Annotated in this window: 21 protein-coding genes; 14 read left to right on the top strand and 7 right to left on the bottom strand. The window is 67.6% G+C overall.

Going from position 1 to position 14,946, the window contains the following annotated elements; translation table 11 throughout:
• The first annotated feature begins 221 nt into the window (after window positions 1-221).
• Window positions 222-380 (top strand): peptidoglycan-binding protein, encoded by a 159-nt coding sequence (locus tag DL991_RS44075; RefSeq protein WP_370308263.1) that lies wholly within the window; start codon window positions 222-224, stop codon window positions 378-380.
• Window positions 381-449: 69 nt separating this feature from the next.
• Here the strand turns inward: DL991_RS44075 and DL991_RS30850 are convergent, their stop codons facing one another.
• Window positions 450-1,229 carry a glycerophosphodiester phosphodiesterase gene (locus DL991_RS30850; protein WP_125787876.1) on the bottom strand — a complete coding sequence of 260 codons (780 nt, stop codon included), beginning with the start codon at window positions 1,227-1,229 and terminating at the stop codon, window positions 450-452.
• 66 nt (window positions 1,230-1,295) lie between these two features.
• Here DL991_RS30850 and DL991_RS30845 point away from each other — a divergent pair, with 66 nt between their 5' ends.
• Entirely contained in the window at window positions 1,296-1,679 is a 384-nt protein-coding gene (locus tag DL991_RS30845; RefSeq protein ID WP_034320669.1) for a hypothetical protein, read from the top strand.
• 1 nt (window position 1,680) lies between these two features.
• Here DL991_RS30845 and DL991_RS30840 read toward each other — a convergent pair whose 3' ends face one another.
• Window positions 1,681-2,661 (bottom strand): tyrosine-type recombinase/integrase, encoded by a 981-nt coding sequence (locus tag DL991_RS30840; protein ID WP_125787875.1) that lies wholly within the window; start codon window positions 2,659-2,661, stop codon window positions 1,681-1,683.
• Between the two features lie 793 nt (window positions 2,662-3,454).
• Here DL991_RS30840 and DL991_RS30835 point away from each other — a divergent pair.
• The 6 genes from DL991_RS30835 to DL991_RS30810 all read left to right on the top strand — a co-directional run bounded on the left by DL991_RS30835 (window position 3,455) and on the right by DL991_RS30810 (window position 6,470).
• Window positions 3,455-3,781 (top strand): helix-turn-helix transcriptional regulator, encoded by a 327-nt coding sequence (locus DL991_RS30835; RefSeq protein ID WP_125787874.1) that lies wholly within the window; start codon window positions 3,455-3,457, stop codon window positions 3,779-3,781.
• A complete protein-coding gene (locus DL991_RS30830; RefSeq protein ID WP_125787873.1) occupies window positions 3,778-4,260 on the top strand; it encodes an SRPBCC family protein in 483 nt (160 codons plus the stop codon). Before DL991_RS30835 ends, DL991_RS30830 begins: the two co-directional genes overlap by 4 nt.
• Window positions 4,260-4,739, top strand: coding sequence for a pyridoxamine 5'-phosphate oxidase family protein (locus DL991_RS30825; RefSeq protein ID WP_125787872.1), 480 nt, complete (start codon window positions 4,260-4,262; stop codon window positions 4,737-4,739). Before DL991_RS30830 ends, DL991_RS30825 begins: the two co-directional genes overlap by 1 nt.
• A gap of 33 nt (window positions 4,740-4,772) precedes the next feature.
• Window positions 4,773-5,261: an HIT family protein gene (locus DL991_RS30820; RefSeq protein ID WP_125787871.1), complete on the top strand. Its 489-nt coding sequence runs from the start codon at window positions 4,773-4,775 to the stop codon at window positions 5,259-5,261.
• 172 nt (window positions 5,262-5,433) lie between these two features.
• Window positions 5,434-5,946 (top strand): DUF4303 domain-containing protein, encoded by a 513-nt coding sequence (locus tag DL991_RS30815; protein ID WP_125787870.1) that lies wholly within the window; start codon window positions 5,434-5,436, stop codon window positions 5,944-5,946.
• A 107-nt stretch (window positions 5,947-6,053) separates the two neighbouring features.
• Complete coding sequence (locus DL991_RS30810) at window positions 6,054-6,470, top strand: VOC family protein (RefSeq protein WP_125787869.1); 417 nt, start codon at window positions 6,054-6,056, stop codon at window positions 6,468-6,470.
• Between the two features lie 17 nt (window positions 6,471-6,487).
• On the opposite strand, the gene DL991_RS30805 is transcribed toward DL991_RS30810, so the two are convergent.
• Window positions 6,488-6,859 (bottom strand): helix-turn-helix domain-containing protein, encoded by a 372-nt coding sequence (locus DL991_RS30805; RefSeq protein WP_125787868.1) that lies wholly within the window; start codon window positions 6,857-6,859, stop codon window positions 6,488-6,490.
• Between the two features lie 91 nt (window positions 6,860-6,950).
• On the opposite strand from DL991_RS30805, the gene DL991_RS30800 reads away from it, so the two are divergent.
• Together DL991_RS30800 and DL991_RS30795 are read left to right on the top strand one after the other, a co-directional pair.
• Window positions 6,951-7,790 carry an SDR family oxidoreductase gene (locus DL991_RS30800; RefSeq protein WP_125787867.1) on the top strand — a complete coding sequence of 280 codons (840 nt, stop codon included), beginning with the start codon at window positions 6,951-6,953 and terminating at the stop codon, window positions 7,788-7,790.
• Window positions 7,791-7,841: 51 nt separating this feature from the next.
• Window positions 7,842-8,681 (top strand): class I SAM-dependent methyltransferase, encoded by an 840-nt coding sequence (locus DL991_RS30795; protein ID WP_125787866.1) that lies wholly within the window; start codon window positions 7,842-7,844, stop codon window positions 8,679-8,681.
• A 1-nt stretch (window position 8,682) separates the two neighbouring features.
• Here the strand turns inward: DL991_RS30795 and DL991_RS30790 are convergent, their stop codons facing one another.
• Genes DL991_RS30790 through DL991_RS30775 form a run of 4 tightly spaced genes read right to left on the bottom strand, consistent with a single transcriptional unit; the run spans window position 8,683 to window position 11,375 of the window.
• A complete protein-coding gene (locus DL991_RS30790) occupies window positions 8,683-9,324 on the bottom strand; it encodes a class I SAM-dependent methyltransferase (protein ID WP_125787865.1) in 642 nt (213 codons plus the stop codon).
• 10 nt (window positions 9,325-9,334) lie between these two features.
• Window positions 9,335-10,093 carry a putative protein N(5)-glutamine methyltransferase gene (locus DL991_RS30785; protein WP_125787864.1) on the bottom strand — a complete coding sequence of 253 codons (759 nt, stop codon included), beginning with the start codon at window positions 10,091-10,093 and terminating at the stop codon, window positions 9,335-9,337.
• Window positions 10,090-10,857 (bottom strand): NAD(P)-binding domain-containing protein, encoded by a 768-nt coding sequence (locus DL991_RS30780; protein ID WP_125787863.1) that lies wholly within the window; start codon window positions 10,855-10,857, stop codon window positions 10,090-10,092. Before DL991_RS30780 ends, DL991_RS30785 begins: the two co-directional genes overlap by 4 nt.
• Before the next feature lie 2 nt (window positions 10,858-10,859).
• Entirely contained in the window at window positions 10,860-11,375 is a 516-nt protein-coding gene (locus tag DL991_RS30775; protein WP_233599072.1) for a DinB family protein, read from the bottom strand.
• Window positions 11,376-11,522: 147 nt separating this feature from the next.
• Here DL991_RS30775 and DL991_RS30770 point away from each other — a divergent pair, with 147 nt between their 5' ends.
• The 4 genes from DL991_RS30770 to DL991_RS30755 are packed head-to-tail and all read left to right on the top strand — an operon-like array spanning window position 11,523 to window position 14,776.
• On the top strand, window positions 11,523-12,056 hold the full coding sequence (locus DL991_RS30770) for an RNA polymerase sigma factor (protein WP_125787861.1): 534 nt from the start codon (window positions 11,523-11,525) through the stop codon (window positions 12,054-12,056).
• Window positions 12,057-12,076: 20 nt separating this feature from the next.
• Complete coding sequence (locus tag DL991_RS30765; protein ID WP_125787860.1) at window positions 12,077-12,535, top strand: peroxiredoxin; 459 nt, start codon at window positions 12,077-12,079, stop codon at window positions 12,533-12,535.
• A 32-nt stretch (window positions 12,536-12,567) separates the two neighbouring features.
• On the top strand, window positions 12,568-13,173 hold the full coding sequence (locus DL991_RS30760) for a TetR/AcrR family transcriptional regulator (RefSeq protein WP_125787859.1): 606 nt from the start codon (window positions 12,568-12,570) through the stop codon (window positions 13,171-13,173).
• The gene (locus tag DL991_RS30755) at window positions 13,157-14,776 is read left to right on the top strand and encodes an acyl-CoA dehydrogenase family protein (protein ID WP_125787858.1); all 1,620 of its coding nucleotides are present in this window, start codon (window positions 13,157-13,159) and stop codon (window positions 14,774-14,776) included. Before DL991_RS30760 ends, DL991_RS30755 begins: the two co-directional genes overlap by 17 nt.
• Window positions 14,777-14,946 lie beyond the last annotated feature (170 nt).

The raw sequence follows: 14,946 nt of genomic DNA, 5'->3' as shown, positions 1-14,946 counted from the left end.
CAGCAAACGCGTCCCGTCCTACGACGACTCCGCCTACATCGGCGGGGGGGGACAACCCCCCCCCCCCCCCCCCCCCCAAACCAAGCCCACCCCCCCCCCCCCCCCCCCCAAACCAAACCCCCCCCCCCCCCGCCCCGCCCGGCGGCCCCCAACCCGCCTGGCCCGGCGTCGTCTACGCCTACGGAGACTGCGCCGCCCCGCTCAAGCAGTTCCAGCTCCGCATGAACGCCTTCGGCTACGGCTTCACCGGCACAGGCTGCTACTACGACAAAACCCGCGAAGCCGTCCTCGCCCTCCAGCGAGCCAACGGCATCAACGACTCAGGCCGCCTCGGACCCAAGACCTGGGACGCCGCCTGGAACGGCAAACCACCCCGGTAGCGCCACACCATCCGCAATTCGTCATCTACTTGCGCCGGTGAACGCAAGTAGATGACGAATTGCGGGTCGTCAGGAGGGCCAAGCGCCGCGTTCCCGAAGCACCTCACGCAGCAGATCCGGCCGGTCCGTCACGATCCCGTGCACCCCCAGATCCAGCAGCAGCCGCATCTCCGCCGGATCGTCCACCGTCCACGTGTGCACCTCGAAACCCCCACGCGTCGCCTGCCGCAGGAACGCCCGGTCCACCACCTTCAACCGCCCCTGCCGCACCGGCACCTGCGCCATCGCACCCCGCGACAACGCCCGAAGCGAGACCAGCGGCAAAAACCCGTTCGCCCACATCACCGCCACCGAACGCGGCCCCATCGCCGTCACCAGCTTCGGCCCAGCCAGCTTCCGGATCCGCGCGAGCCGCGCGTCGGAGAACGACGCGGCCGCGACCCGGTCGTGCGCACCGGTCCGCTCGATCGCCCGCACGAAGGGCGCCACCGCCTCGTTCGACTTCACGTCGATGTTGAACCGCGCCTCCGGCAACTCCTCGAGGACGTCCTCCAGCCGCGACAACGGCGCGCGACCGCCGACCTTGACGTTCCGCAACTGCGCCCACGTCTGCCGGGAGATCAACCCCGCGCCATCGGTCGTCCGGTCCAGCGCGGCATCGTGATGCACGACCACCACACCGTCCGACGTCGCGTGCACATCCGTCTCGAGATAGCGATACCCCTCGGCCACCGCATGCTGGAACGCCGGCAGCGAGTTCTCCAATCCGTCCAGGTCACCGAGATGCCAGCCCCGATGGGCGAAGGCACGCGGGAGCGGGTCGGCGAGGTACGGAAACAAGGTCGGCACCCCACTAGTGTGCACTTCGGCCGTGGCCTCGGCATGATCGTCGGATGGCCAGCTAGGGTCTGATCCGTGAGGGAAGTCGCCGAACACCCGAAGACGTCCGCCGAAGAGGTGTCCGAGTTACGTCGCGCGGGAGCACCCAAACACTGCGGATGGTGCGGCCGACGGCTCGAACAAGGCGGCAACGTCGGCAGGCGCCGCCGCTACTGCGGGCAATCCTGCCGCCAGCGGGCCTACGAACGCCGCACCGCCCTCCAGCGCAGCGGCCTCCCCGAAGACGCCGTCGTCCTCTCCGACACCGAGATCGCCACCCTGCAGGACAGGCTCTTCCAACTCCGCTGCGCCGCCGAAGACGTCGTCACCGCGGCCGACGATGGCGCGTCCGTCGCCGAACTCCGCGGCCTCGCCGGCGAAATCGCCCAGGCGGCCAAGGACCTCGAACAGCTCCGCTGACCTACACGATCCCGTCCAACGCCCGGTACGTCCGGTTGCTCGCGGCCGCCGCCCGCTGCTCACGACCGGTCGCCTCGATGTAGTTCTGACTGGTCGCCAGGCTCGCGTGCCCCAGCAACGCCATGATCTCCGACGCGGTCGCGCCGTCCTCGGCCAGCCGGGTGGCGAAGGTATGCCGCAACGCGTGGAGATTCGCCCCGACCGGCACACGGTCGTGCAGGCCTGCCCACCGATAGCACGACTTGACCAGATACTCGAGCGCGCCGCGGCCGATCGGCTCGCCGGCACGATCCCGGAGGAGGGGAGTGGAGGGCCCGAACCGCTGCTGTGGGAAGCGACGGCGGCACGAAGCCAGGTACTCCTCGATGATCTTCTCCATGATCGGCTGGACCGGGATCGACCGGTCACGGCTTCCCTTGCCGTGGACGTGCAACCGCATCTCGCCCTGACGGCCGACCAGCGACCGCGCGGTCAGCGCCCGCATCTCGGCGGCACGCAGCCCGGCGACCAGCCCGAGCGCGATCACCAGGACGTCCCGCTCCGGCCACGGATCCCGCGTCCGGCGCGAACCATCGGCGGCGGCCGCGAGCAACTGCTCCGGGGTTTCCTCGCCCCGCAACGGTTTCGGCGTCAACGGAGGCGCCTTCGGGCGCGCGACCGCGCCCATGGGATTGCCCGCGAGCAGCCCGTCGGACACGCAGAAGGTGAGGAACTGGTTCCAGGTCGACCACGCGCGCAGCACGGAACTCTTCGCGTGAGTGTCCGCGAAGGCACCGAAGGCGTTGCGGAGCGCCTGAGCGGTGAGCATCTCGACGGTGAGTTCGTCAGGGGAGCGGCCTAGCTCGCGGAGCAGAAGAGCGGTGATGCCGGCGAGGTCGCGGCGGTAGGCGTCGGTGGTGTGAGGAGAATCCTTACGGGGACGACGTGCGGCGAAAAAGGCTTGCTGTGCCTCGGAAACCCTCATGAGCATCTTGTACCGCATGGCACCGACAGTCTTACACTGGGTTATATTCCGTTTCATGCATAATAGTGATTATGCATGAAACGGAGTGACGGGTCCGGAACCTCCTCGCGGGGGATCTCGGTTCGCTCGGCCGCTCACTGGGCGTCCAGTGTGGGACTTCCCTGACCGGTTTCCGTCCGAAGTTCCTCTCATGACACTTGGAGCTTCGGAGACCTCAGCCTGGCCGTCAGGGCGGCAAGGCTGGCGAGATGAGTCCAGGTGGCGCCTCCATTGATCAACATCGACCGGGACATCCGGATTGATTCGTCACAGTGACGTATTGAGGCCGGGTGATCGGACATCCGTTTTGCATCCCCGGGGGTGCTCCGGGTTGCCCTGGAGGACTAAGGACCGCCTGGAGTTCGGAGAGAGCTGAAGGGAGCCATGCCCGCAGCCGCCGCAGCAAAGGGAGCTTCCCTGCGTGACATGTAGCGAAGGGCCCTTTCGGCTCCCGCCGGAGACCCCTCTCGACCCTAGTTCTCCAGGTCAGCCAAAGTGCCGATAATGTACATTATGTCAAGTAAGGTCTGTCTGGCTGCACGGAACCGCTAACCGGCTCAGGTTCGCCCCTGCCCTACGGCTTCCCCGCGCCCCGCATCGCCAAGGCTGTCGCCAGTCCGACCGGACTTCGCCTCCGCGCTCGGCGGGCCGCCGGTTCACCCGCAAGCACGCCGAACTCGCTGGGAACTCTGTATCCGCCACGCCCCAACCCGCATAGACGCTCATCCTCCGGTATTGCCACCGATGCTCCGTAAGTCTAGACTTACGGTTCGTGGACACTTACCGAGTCACGGATGCCGCGTGGAACGCGTTCGGGGATCCGAGTCGGCGCGCGATCATCGAGTGCCTGGCCGAGCGGCCACGGTCCGTCCGTGAACTCGCCGACCAGCTTCCGATCAGCCGGCCGGCGGTATCCCAGCACCTCAAGGCCCTCAAAGGCGCAGGGTTGGTCACCGACCGCCCCGCCGGCACCAAACGCATCTACCAGCTCAATGCGGCCACCATGGGCGCGTTACGCGATCAGCTCGACACTTTTTGGAGCCGCGCGCTGGCCGCCTACAAGGACGTCGTCGAACAACCCGAAGGAGATCAGCGATGACCCAGGCAACGAGCACGGTGGTCCGCAAGGAGGTCGTCGTGAACGCCCCGCTCGAACGGGCCTTCACCGTTTTCACCGAGCGATTCGGCGACTTCAAGCCACCCGAGCACAATCTGCTTCAGGTCGAGATCGTCGAGACGGTGTTCGAGCCCCACGTCGGTGGTCACATCTTCGACCGCGGGGTCGACGGCAGCGAGTGCCGCTGGGCCCGAATACTCGCCTACGATCCCCCGCATCGCGTCGTCTTCAGCTGGGACATCAGCCCCCAATGGCAGATTGAACGCGACCATGAGCACACAAGCGAGGTCGAGGTCCGCTTCATCGCCGAAGCCGCGCAGCGTACGCGCCTGGAACTCGAACATCGCAAACTGGATCGCCACGGACCGAGCTGGAAAGCTGTCAGCGACGGCGTCGGAGGCGACGCCGGCTGGCCGCTGTACCTCGCTCGCTACGCCCAACTGCTGACCGGAGGCCGCTGATGGCGGCATCGAGCACTGTCGGCGACACGATGCAGCCACCACGGGAACCGTTACAACGCAAGAGCGATGCGCTCGAGCTGCTGCATTCGGAAACCACCGCGTGGTTGGCCACGGGCGATGCCGACGGCCCACACCTCGTTCCGCTCCTGTTCCACCACAACGGCGAGGTCCTCACGTTCGCGACCTTCGCGAACAGCCGAACGGTGACCAACGTGGCCGCCACCGCACGAGCGCGAGCGGCCATCGGTCATCCATACGACGTGGTCATGATCGACGGCACGATGAAAGTCATCGAACCCGACGCGATCGATCCGGCCATCGCCGACCCGTTCGCTTCACTGCTGCGGGGCGGTCCTGACCCGCGGCATGCATCCGGATTCGTCTACCTCCAGCTCACCCCGACCCGGTTACAAGCGTGGCGCTCCTTCGCCGAGCTCGACGACAGGACCCTGATGCGGTCCGGTCAGTGGCTGGTCTGACCGCAAGACGATCCGCTCTGGTAGACGAGACTGGTGACCACGCGTTCGCCTTGGCAGCCCGACGCCTACCTCGACCTAGCCCGCCGCGCTTGTTTCATCTGCGAACTACTCGCCGGCAATCCCGACTATCCCCACCACATCGCCCACCGCGACGACCATGCGGTCGTCTTCGCCAGTCGCTTCCCGTCCGTGCGCGGGCACTTCCTCGTCGCTCCGATCGAGCACCGAGAGCACGCCGTCGGCGACTTCACCACCGACGAATACCTTGCCCTCCAGTCGGTCGTGCACCGCGCGGGCCGCGCACTCACCGACCTGCTCCCCACTGAACGCCTCTACGTTCTGTCCCTCGGTAGCCAGCAAGCCAATCGGCATGTCCACTGGCATCTAGCGCCCCTGCCGCCCGGTGTGCCCTACGACCAGCAGCAGACCGCGGTCTTCGAGCCGGGCCGCGGCTACCTCGACATCGCCGACGACGAACTCGCGGAACTTGCCCGCAGCCTCGGCGAACAGATGACGACCTGACCGCACACCGCTACGCGAGCCTCCGCCACCTATTGAGAGGTAAGGCTGAGGTGGCGTGGCCGGTGCCGGGGGTCGTGAGTGGCGTTTCGGGTTAGAACCCGAAACGCCACTCACGACCCCCGCGCGAAACCGTGCATGTTGGGATGCGCGCGTCGGTGTGGTTTGATGCCTCGTGATTCCTTCCGAAGCTGACCTGGCGGACGCGTTGACCACGGCCACTCGTGCGGTTGTCACGGACCTGTTCCGCGACAACCCCGGCCACACGTTCTACTACGTCACGCTGACCACGCCTGGCGAGGCATTCGGTCCGGCGCTGTCGGCGTGGTCGCGCGAGGCGCTGGCGCAGCGAGTGGACGCCGAGGACGTCCGCTACTCCTACGCCGATTCGCCGTTTTCGGTTGTGGGCGAGCAATACCTGAAGCCGGTCCGCGAGATGTTCGCCGCTCGGCCGGAGGTGTTCGACATTGCCGACGACGATGCGTCCGACGCGGAGTTCGATCTTCGGCTTCGCGCGATGGAGACAGCGCTGCGCAGGTTGGATGATGAAGGGCTGTTCGGTGTCGGCGTAGCTCGCGAGAACATGCTGGTTTTGGTCGAGGTCGTTCCTGACGACGAGGAAAACGTAGCCCGGGCTCGTCGGCTCAATCCGCCCGGTCCGGCGTTGGACGCTTGGCTGACCTGCTGACGGATCCCGACACCGCAGACGACATCTTGCTGCGAATACCTGACGCAAGATGTCGTGTATTCGGTGGAATGCTCGTACTTCACTCATATGAAGGGCGATCGAATCAGATGGGATCTCGACTCAACCCGTACATCAGGTACAACGGGAACGCACGGCAGGCGATGGAGTTCCACCGGGAGGTACTCGGCGGCAAGCTGGAGATCGGCACGATCGCGGACTTCGGTTCGCCGGGCTCGCCCAACGCAGACAAGGTCATGCACGCGCAGCTCGACACCCCGCACGGATACACGCTGATGGCATGTGACGTTGATGGTCAGGTCGAGGACGTGCCTCACTCCCCTGGCAACAACGTCGCGGTCTACCTCGGTGGCGACGGCGAACTCCGTGGCTGTTTCGAGAAGTTGTCCGTCGGCGGCGCCGTGACCATGCCGCTGGAGAAGCAGGTATGGGGTGACGAGGCCGGCGCGCTCGTGGACAAGTTCGGGATCACCTGGATGGTCAACATCAGTCTGCGGCGAACCTGATCGATGGTCGTCCGACGCTATTCCGCCTCGCGTGGCCCCAGGCGTCGAGTGATCCGGTCGAACAACTCCCCTAACGGCTCGCCGAGGTCCCGGCCGAAGTCGGTCAGTCCGTAGGTGACCTGGGGTGGTGTCGTGGGCTCGACCTTTCGCCAGATCAGGCCGTCTTGAACGAGTGCGCGCAGGGATTGGGCGAGCATCTTCTCGCTGATCCCCCGGATGCTTTCGCGTAGCTCGTAGAACCTGAGGTCGTCGGCCTGCAAGGAGATCAGTACCCAGATCCCCCATCGGCTGGTCACGTGGTCGACCACCTCGCGCGCCGGGCAGTCGGTGTGAAACACCTCATACCGCGGCTTTGTGTCGGCCGGTGTGAACTGCACGCCTCCTGTCATGGCAGGAGCTTACCTCAAGGTATGCCCTTACCAAAAGTAAGCCACTCTCCTAGCGTCGTGATCACAACAAGATCGAACGAAGGAGCTGTTCATGATCGTGGTGACCGGGGCTACGGGAAACATCGGCCGGCCGTTGACTCAGGCGTTGGTCGAGGCGGGTCAGCAGGTGACGGCGGTGTCGCGGCACCCCGCCGAGGCACCGCAGGGCGGTCGGCATGTGGTGGCGGACCTTGCCGAGCCTGCTGGGCTCGAGCAAGCGCTGGCCGGGGCGAAGTCCTTGTTCCTGCTGCTTTCCGGCGACTTGCATGCCGCCGGGGCCAACCCGGCCGACATCGTCGGCCAGGCGGCGGCCGCCGGAGTTCGCAGGGTTGTCCTGCTCTCTTCGCAGGGTGTGGCGACCAGGCCGTTCGGTACGACGCGGATCGCGATGCGCGAGCTGGAGGACGTGGTGCGGGGCTCCGGTTTGGATTGGGCGATCCTGCGGCCGGGTGGTTTCGCCTCCAACGCCTTGTGGTGGGCGGAGTCGGTCCGTTCGCGGCAGGTGGTCGCCGCGCCGTTCGGTGACACGGGGCTGCCGATCATCGACCCGGCGGATATCGCGGAGGTCGCGGCCGCTTGCCTGGTGGATGACCGGCATCTCGGTGGCGTGTACGAATTGACCGGCCCGGAGGTGATCACGCCGCGCGAGCAGGCGGAGGTCCTCGCCGGTGCTCTGGGCTCGCCGGTGCGGTTTCAGGAGCTCACCCGTGAGGAGGCCAAGGCGGGTATGGCCCGGAGCATGCCGGCGGAGCTCGCGGACGACACGCTGGACATCATCGGTTCCCCGAGTCCGGCCGAGCTGCGGGTGAGCCCGGACGTCCGGCGCGTGCTCGGCCGTGATCCGCGGTCGTTCGCCGACTGGACCGCCCGGAACATCGCCGCGTTCCGCTGATGGCGTCGCGCTAAGGTCGTCCCCGGAAAGTCGAATCTGGGGGTTACCGCGATGTCCGAGAGCACCGCTGTGCGTGTCGATCCGTCCAACGAGCGGATGTTGAAGGCGTGGGACGGTGATGACGGCTCGCTCTGGGCGAAGCGCGCGCAGCGGTTCAACGACGGTGTCGCTGCTTATCGCGACACGTTCTTCGCCGCGGCCGGTATCGGGCTTGCTGACAATGTTCTCGACGTCGGCTGCGGTGCGGGTCAGACGACGCGGGACGCGGCGCGGCTGGCGACCGCAGGTTCCGCGCTCGGTGTGGATCTTTCCAGTGAGATGCTCGGCGTCGCTCGCCGGATCGCCGTGGAGGAAGGTCTGGCCAACGTTTCTTTCGAGCAGGTGGACGCGCAGGTCCATCCGTTCGCCGAGGCGGGTTTCGATGTGGTGATCAGCAGGCATGGATCGATGTTCTTCGGTACTCCCCTGGCCGCGTTCTCGAATCTGGCGAGGGCGACCCGGCCTGGTGGCCGTCTGGTCCTGCTGACGTGGCAGCCGTTGCGGCTCAACGAATGGATCACCACGTTCCGGACGATCTTCGCGGCCGGGCGTGAGGTGCCGTCCTCGGATCTCGCGCTCAGCGACCCAGTCGAGATCGGAAGGTTGCTGGTCTCCGCCGGGTACGCCGACGTGCGGTGCACCGCGGTGAACAAGCCGATGTTCTTCGGTGAGGACGTCGATGACGCAGCCGAGTTCATCGTCGAGCAGCACGGCGGGCGGTTGAGCGATTTGGATGAGACGACGCGTGCGGGAGCCGTCGAGGCGTTGCGGGCCGATCTCGCCGAGCACCAGGCCGGCCGAGGCGTTTTCTACGGCTCGGCCGCCTGGCTCGTCGAGGCTCGGCGGCCTTGACCTACTGCTTGCGGGCGATCAGGTAGGCCTGTGGGGTGCTCTCGAATTCCTCGGACGGTTCGCGGACGAGGGTGGAGAGCAGGCTGAACCCGGCCTCCCCCAGCTGCTCGGCGATCTTCTCCGGTGCCAGCCGGTACGCGTCACAGGAGATGTCGTGCCCGTACGCGTGCTCGATGTGGCGGATTTCTTCGCCTACCTGGAAGGCGACCAGCAGGTGGCCGCCGGTGGCGAGGATCCGGTGGAAGTCGGCGAAGATCTCCGGCAGGCGCTCCCGTGGTGTGTGGATGATCGAGTACCAGGCGACGACGCCTGCCAGTGCACCGTCCTCAAAGGACAAACCGGGCATCTCCCCGATCTGGAAGTCCAGGTGCGGGTACCACTTGCGGGCGACGGCGACCATCTCCGGGGAGAGGTCGACGCCGTGGATGTCGAGGCCCAGTTCGTGGAGGTGCTGGGTGATGCGGCCGGGGCCGCAGCCGATTTCGGCGACGCGTCCGCCGCCGTCGGCCTTGACGAGTTCGGCGTACGCGCCGAGCACGGCGCGATCCCAGGTGGATCCGGCGAGATGGTCGCGGAGGAGTTCGGCGTAGTCGGCCGCGACCGTGTCGTAGGCGGTGCGGGTGGTTTGGAGGTAGTCGGTCACGGCGGCGACCCTATCGCTTCGCCCCGACAACAATCGTCGCGTACAGCTCGTCGTCGGTGATCACCTCGGGGGTCAATCCGTTGTGCGCCATGGCTTCCGCTGTGTTCGCGGCCTGGCTTTCGCTGGTTTCGATCAGCAGGTGCCCGCCTGGTGCGAGCCATTGTGGAGCTTCGGCGGCGACGCGGCGGTGGACGTCGACGCCGTCGTGCCCGCCGTCGAGTGCGACGCGGGGTTCGTGGTCGCGGGCTTCGGGCGGCATCAGAGCGATGGCGTCGGTGGGGACGTATGGGGCGTTGACGACCAAGATGTCGACGCGGCCTCGTAGCGACGCGGGCAGTGGTGTGTAGAGGTCGCCTTCGAAGACCTGTCCCCCGGCTTCGGCGATGTTGGTGCGGGCGCAGCGGACGGCGGCGGGTTCGATGTCGGCCGCGTAGAGGCGGATTTCGCCGAGTTCGGCGGCGATGGCGGCGCCGAGTGCTCCGGTGCCGCAGCAGAGGTCGAGGACGACCGCTCCTGGTCCGGCGAGGGTGACGGCGTGGCGGACGAGGAGTTCGGATCGTTGGCGTGGCACGAAGACGCCGGGTTCGACGGCGATGCGGAGGCCGTGGAACCCGGCCCAGCCGAGGATGACTTCGAGTGGTTCGCCGTCGACGCGGCGTTGGACCATGGTGTCGAGTTCGGCCGGGGTGCGGGCTTCTTCGGTGAGGAGGCGGGCTTCGTCTTCGGCGAAGACGCATCCGGCTTTCCGAAGCTTGTCGATGACGGTCACTTGTCTCGCAGTCTGGTGAGGATGCCGTCGAGGGCGTGCCGGACGGTGTCGGGGACGCCGTTGGTGCGCAGGTCGGTGAGGAATTGCTCGTTGAGCCCACCGGGGGTCATGTGTTTGCCGGTGAGGGTTTCGAGGTCGCCGCTCTGCTGGAGCAGGGAGTGGCCGAGCTGGCCGAAGATGTGGCTGGTGAAGGCGGTCGCCGTGGTGTCCTCGATGCCCTGGTCGGTCATCCAGGCGGCGATGGTGGCGAGGTAGTCGAGGTGAGCGGCGAAGGTGGCCGTGGCGCCGCTGAAGACGTCGAGGTCCTTCTCCGCCGCAGGGACGACACTGCCGCCGATGCTGTCGAAGAGTGCCCGTGCCCGGGGGTTGTCGGGGTACATCGCGGTGAGGCTTTGGCGGCGGGCGGCCGGGGGCAGCGGGATGCTCCGGACGACCTCGCCCGCGGGGGCGGCCCAGTCGCGCAGCCGGTCGAGAGGGACGCCGGCGAGGGCGCTGATCAGGACGTGGCCGGGCTGGAAGGTGAGATCTCGGAGGACTTCTTCGGCGATCGGCGGGCGCACGGCGAGGACGATCGTCGTGGCGCTGTCGACGACGTCTTGGTTGCTGCCGCGGACTTCGACGTTGGCGAAGCGGGCCGAGAGCTCTTGGCCGACGCTGCGGCTGCGGGGTGAGAGGAAGATCGAAGGCGGGTCGGCGATGTCCTTGCTGAGGCCTTCGACAATGGCGGCGGTGATCTCGCCCGCGCCGATGAATCCGTAGTCCATGTTCAGGCTCCCTTGTGGCCGTCGACGCGTTCGCGGATGAGGTCGGCGTGGCCGTTGTGGCGGGCGTATTCGCCGATCATGTGGAGGTAGAGCATGCGGAGCGAGAACGGGTTCCCGCCGACGTCGAAGGTGTCGTCGAGGGTTCCTCCGGCGGCGGCTTCGTCGGCCAGGCGGATCTCGTCGAGGAGGATGTCGTACGCCTCTTCGGCTTTGTCGGCGTCGAGGGCTTCGAAGTCGTGGTCCTTGCCGAGGGCGGGGTCGTAGAGGGGTTCGATGTCCTGTGCGGCGTAGCGCAGGCGGAACCAGATGCGTTCGACCTTGGCGAGGTGGCGGATGAGGCCGAGGAGGGTGAGGTTGGACGGCGGGACCGACGCCGTGGCGAGTTGTTCTCCGGTGAGGCCGGCGAGTTTGTGGAGAAAGGTGCCGCGGTGCCAGGCCAGCAGGGAGGGTAGGAGGATTCGCTCGTCTGCGGCGGTGTCGCCGGACGGGCGGGTGACCTCGGGGGCGGTCCATGTCATAGCGGCGATCATGCCATCGGGTGACGTGGGGTTCGTGGCGCGCCTGCGGGGGTGAGCGGGGTCACGTGGAGGCCGCTGAATCCTTTTGCGAGGGTCGCGGCTCTTGTAGGGGCCGGGACAAGCTCGGCGCGGGAGGAGGAGGTTGTCGTGGAGGCCGAGTGGCCGAGGGAGTCCTTGATCGTGGCGGCGCAGGGTGGGGACGCGTCCGCCATCGCCGCCTTGGTCTCGGGTTCCCATCCGCATGTGCAGCGGTTCGCGCGGTCGTTGTGTGCTTCGCCGGAGGATGCGGAGGATTCGGCGCAGGAGGCGCTGATCATCCTGTATCGCAAGATCGGCACGCTGCGGGCCACCGGTGCGCTCGCGTCGTGGATGTTCCGGATCGTGCGCAACGAGTGTCTCCGCCGGGCCCGTCGGGCGTTGCGCGGTGACGATCTGGCGGGATCCGTCGCGGTGATCTCGGCGGAGGACGACGCGTTGGATCGGCTGGAGGCGCAGCGGGTGGCCGCGGCGATCGCCGGGTTGCCCGCCGATCAGCGTCGCGTCTTGATCATGCGGGACATCCAGGGCCATCCGGGCCGGGCGGTCGCCGACGCGCTCGGGTTGAGCACGGCCGCGATGAAGTCCCGGCTGCACCGTGCGCGGGCGACGGTCCGTTCGGTTCTCGACAACCCCGTTTCCTGATCTTCTTTTGAGGAGTTTTCATGCTCGAAATCGGTTCCGTGGCCCCTGACCTCGCCTTGGAAGACACCACCGGGCAGGTTGTCCGGCTTTCGGAGTTCCGCGGCAAGGAGAACGTGCTGCTGTACTTCATGCGCTCGACCACTTGCCCGGTCTGCAACGGCCATGTGAAGGACCTTGTGGGGCGTGCCGCCGACTTCGCGGCCGCGGACGTGCGGGTTTTGATCGCCGTCCCGGAGGGGCGGGAGGAGGCCAAGGCGTGGCGGACGAAGCGGGGGTTGTCGCTGCGGGTGGTCACCGGCCGGGGCACCACACCGCATGAGGCCTTCGGGCTGTCGAAGAAGATGCTGCAGCAGTCGGGCAGCGTGCTGATCGACCGGGAGGGTGTGGTCCGTCATGCGCATGCGGCGACGATGCCCATCAGCGCTTATGACAAGAAGGGCATCGCCAAGGCCGTCGACGGGCTGGCGAAGGTGCATTGACTGAAGGTGTGAATCGGTGCTTCACTTCTTGAGTGCCGTATCGCCGTACACCGAAGGTCCAGGAGCGACTGGACGCCCAGCGCGACGCCGTCCTCGCTGCCGCCATGGAGCAGCTGGCCGAGCGTGGGTACGCGGGCTGCTCCGTGTCGGCGGTCGCGGAGCGGGCGGGGGTGGCGGTCGGGAGCGTGTACCGCCACTTCCCCACGAAGGCCGCGCTGGTCGTGGAGTTGTTCCGGAAGGTCGTCACGCGTGAGGTCGAGGCGGTGCGCGCGGTGTCGGATCGGCCTGGCACGCCAGCAGATCGGGTCGTGGCGGTCTTCGACACCTTCGCGAGCCGGGCGTTGAAGACCCCGCGGATGGCGTACGCGCTGCTGGCCGAGCCCGTCGACGCGCCGATCGAGGCCGAGCGGCTGGTGTTCCGGCGCGCTTTCCGCGACATCGTGGCCCAGCACGTGGCCGATGGCGTCCGCTCCGGGGTGCTGCCCGCTCAGGACGCGGAGGTCACCGCGGCGGCGCTCGTCGGGGCGGCCGCCGAGGTGCTGATCGGCCCGTTGACCACCGGCAGTGCGGACGAGGTGTCCGGGCTGCGCACTTTCGTCCTGCGTTCCTTGGGAGGTTCCGATGCCGAGCACTCATGAGGTCACCAATCAGGTGCCGCCGCTGGCGGACTACGACGTCGCCGCCGATCCGGCCTTGCTGGAGGGGCTGGAGCGGGCGGACGCGGGCTGGGCGGTGGCCGAGGTGCACGCCCTCGGCAGGCTGGCCGGGAGCGAGCAGGCGCAGGAGTGGGGCAGGCTGGTCAACGAGAACGAGCCGGTGCTGCGCACGCACGACCGGGTCGGGAACCGGATCGACGAGGTCGAGTTCCATCCGTACTGGCATGAGCTGATGGACGTCGCGGTGTCGCATGGGCTGCACGCGGCGCCGTGGCGGGATTCCCGGCCGGGCGCGCACGCGGCGCGGGCGGCGAAGATGTACGTCTGGGGTCAGGTCGACGCGGGGCACACGTGCCCGATTTCGATGACGTACGCAGCGGTTCCGGCGTTGCGGTTCAATCCCGAACTCTCCGAGCGGTACGAACCGCTGCTGGCGGCGACGGAATACGACTTCGGGCTGCGTGAGCCGAGCTCGAAGCGCGGGCTCATCGCCGGGATGTCGATGACGGAGAAGCAGGGCGGTTCCGACGTCCGGGCGAACACCACCACGGCGCGGCCGCTCGGTGATGGAAGCTATGTGATCGTCGGGCACAAGTGGTTCACCTCGGCGCCGATGTCGGACATGTTCCTGACGCTGGCCCAGGCACCGGGTGGCCTCTCGTGTTTCCTGCTCCCCCGTGTCCTGCCGGACGGCACGCGCAACGGGATCCGGTTGCAGCGGCTGAAGGACAAGCTGGGCAACCGGTCCAACGCGTCGTCGGAGATCGAGTACGACGACGCGATCGGCTGGCTCGTCGGCGAGGAGGGCCGCGGGGTGCGCACCATCATCGAGATGGTGAACAACACCCGGCTCGACTGCGCGGTCGGGAGCGCGTCGGGGATGCGGTACGGCGCCGTGCGGGCCGTCCACCACGCTCGGCATCGTCGCGCGTTCGGGGCGAATCTGGTGGATCAGCCGCTGATGGGCAACGTGCTGGCGGACCTGCTCGTGGAGTCCGAGGCGGCGACGACGGTCGGGATGCGGCTGGCGTCGGCCACCGACCGGCCCGACGACGAGCACGAGCAGGCGTTCCGACGGCTGGGGCTGGCGGTGACGAAGTACTGGGTGTGCAAACGCGGTCCGTCGCATGCGGTGGAGGCGTTGGAATGCCTGGGCGGGAACGGGTACGTCGAGGAATCGGGGATGCCGCGGCTCTACCGCGAGGCTCCGCTCATGTCCATCTGGGAGGGTTCGGGCAACGTCGCGGCGCTGGACACGTTGCGGGCGATGGCGAAGCAGCCGGAGTCGGTGGCGGCGTACTTCGCGGAGGTCGAGCAGGCGTCCGGCGCCGACGCGCGGCTGGACGACGCGGTGGGCAGGCTCCACAAGGAGCTGTCCGACCTGTCGGACATCGAGTACCGGGCGCGGCGGCTGGTCGAGTCGATGGCGTTGATCCTTCAGGGGTCGCTGCTGGTGCGGCACGGGACGCCGGCGGTGGCCGACGCGTTCTGCGCGTCGCGGCTGGGCGGCGACTGGGGTGTCGCGTTCGGGACGCTTCCGTCCGGTGTGGACACCAAGGCGATCATCGCCCGCGCCGACGTCTGAGCGGCAGGGAGGTCCGTGGGCGAACGTGGCGGTTCGAGTCCGTGAAGGCCTCCTTAAGGGACCCAGAGTCCCTCAAGGAGGCCTTCACGGACCGGCCTGGCATCAACCCGCAGCCGGATGCCGTCATTACTCGCCGAGGTTCCGGACTCTCGGTGCCCGCATGACCACGT

Origin of the sequence: Amycolatopsis sp. WAC 01375 (assembly GCF_003947325.1) — a bacterium.
Classification (GTDB): Bacteria; Actinomycetota; Actinomycetes; order Mycobacteriales; family Pseudonocardiaceae; genus Amycolatopsis.
The sequence above is the reverse complement of the archived record's forward strand: the minus strand, read 5'-3'. Positions and strand labels throughout refer to the sequence as shown.

Excerpts from the sequence above, each read along its gene's own strand:
- DL991_RS30840 (WP_125787875.1), bottom strand. The coding sequence starts at position 2,661 with ATGCGGTACAAGATGCTCATGAGGGTTTCCGAGGCACAGCAAGCCTTT.
- DL991_RS30755 (WP_125787858.1), top strand. The coding sequence starts at position 13,157 with ATGCCGAGCACTCATGAGGTCACCAATCAGGTGCCGCCGCTGGCGGAC.
- DL991_RS30800 (WP_125787867.1), top strand. The coding sequence starts at position 6,951 with ATGATCGTGGTGACCGGGGCTACGGGAAACATCGGCCGGCCGTTGACT.
- DL991_RS30780 (WP_125787863.1), bottom strand. The coding sequence starts at position 10,857 with ATGGACTACGGATTCATCGGCGCGGGCGAGATCACCGCCGCCATTGTC.
- DL991_RS30795 (WP_125787866.1), top strand. The coding sequence starts at position 7,842 with ATGTCCGAGAGCACCGCTGTGCGTGTCGATCCGTCCAACGAGCGGATG.
- DL991_RS44075 (WP_370308263.1), top strand. The coding sequence starts at position 222 with ATGAACGCCTTCGGCTACGGCTTCACCGGCACAGGCTGCTACTACGAC.
- DL991_RS30775 (WP_233599072.1), bottom strand. The coding sequence starts at position 11,375 with ATGACATGGACCGCCCCCGAGGTCACCCGCCCGTCCGGCGACACCGCC.
- DL991_RS30765 (WP_125787860.1), top strand. The coding sequence starts at position 12,077 with ATGCTCGAAATCGGTTCCGTGGCCCCTGACCTCGCCTTGGAAGACACC.
- DL991_RS30830 (WP_125787873.1), top strand. The coding sequence starts at position 3,778 with ATGACCCAGGCAACGAGCACGGTGGTCCGCAAGGAGGTCGTCGTGAAC.
- DL991_RS30825 (WP_125787872.1), top strand. The coding sequence starts at position 4,260 with ATGGCGGCATCGAGCACTGTCGGCGACACGATGCAGCCACCACGGGAA.
- DL991_RS30805 (WP_125787868.1), bottom strand. The coding sequence starts at position 6,859 with ATGACAGGAGGCGTGCAGTTCACACCGGCCGACACAAAGCCGCGGTAT.
- DL991_RS30810 (WP_125787869.1), top strand. The coding sequence starts at position 6,054 with ATGGGATCTCGACTCAACCCGTACATCAGGTACAACGGGAACGCACGG.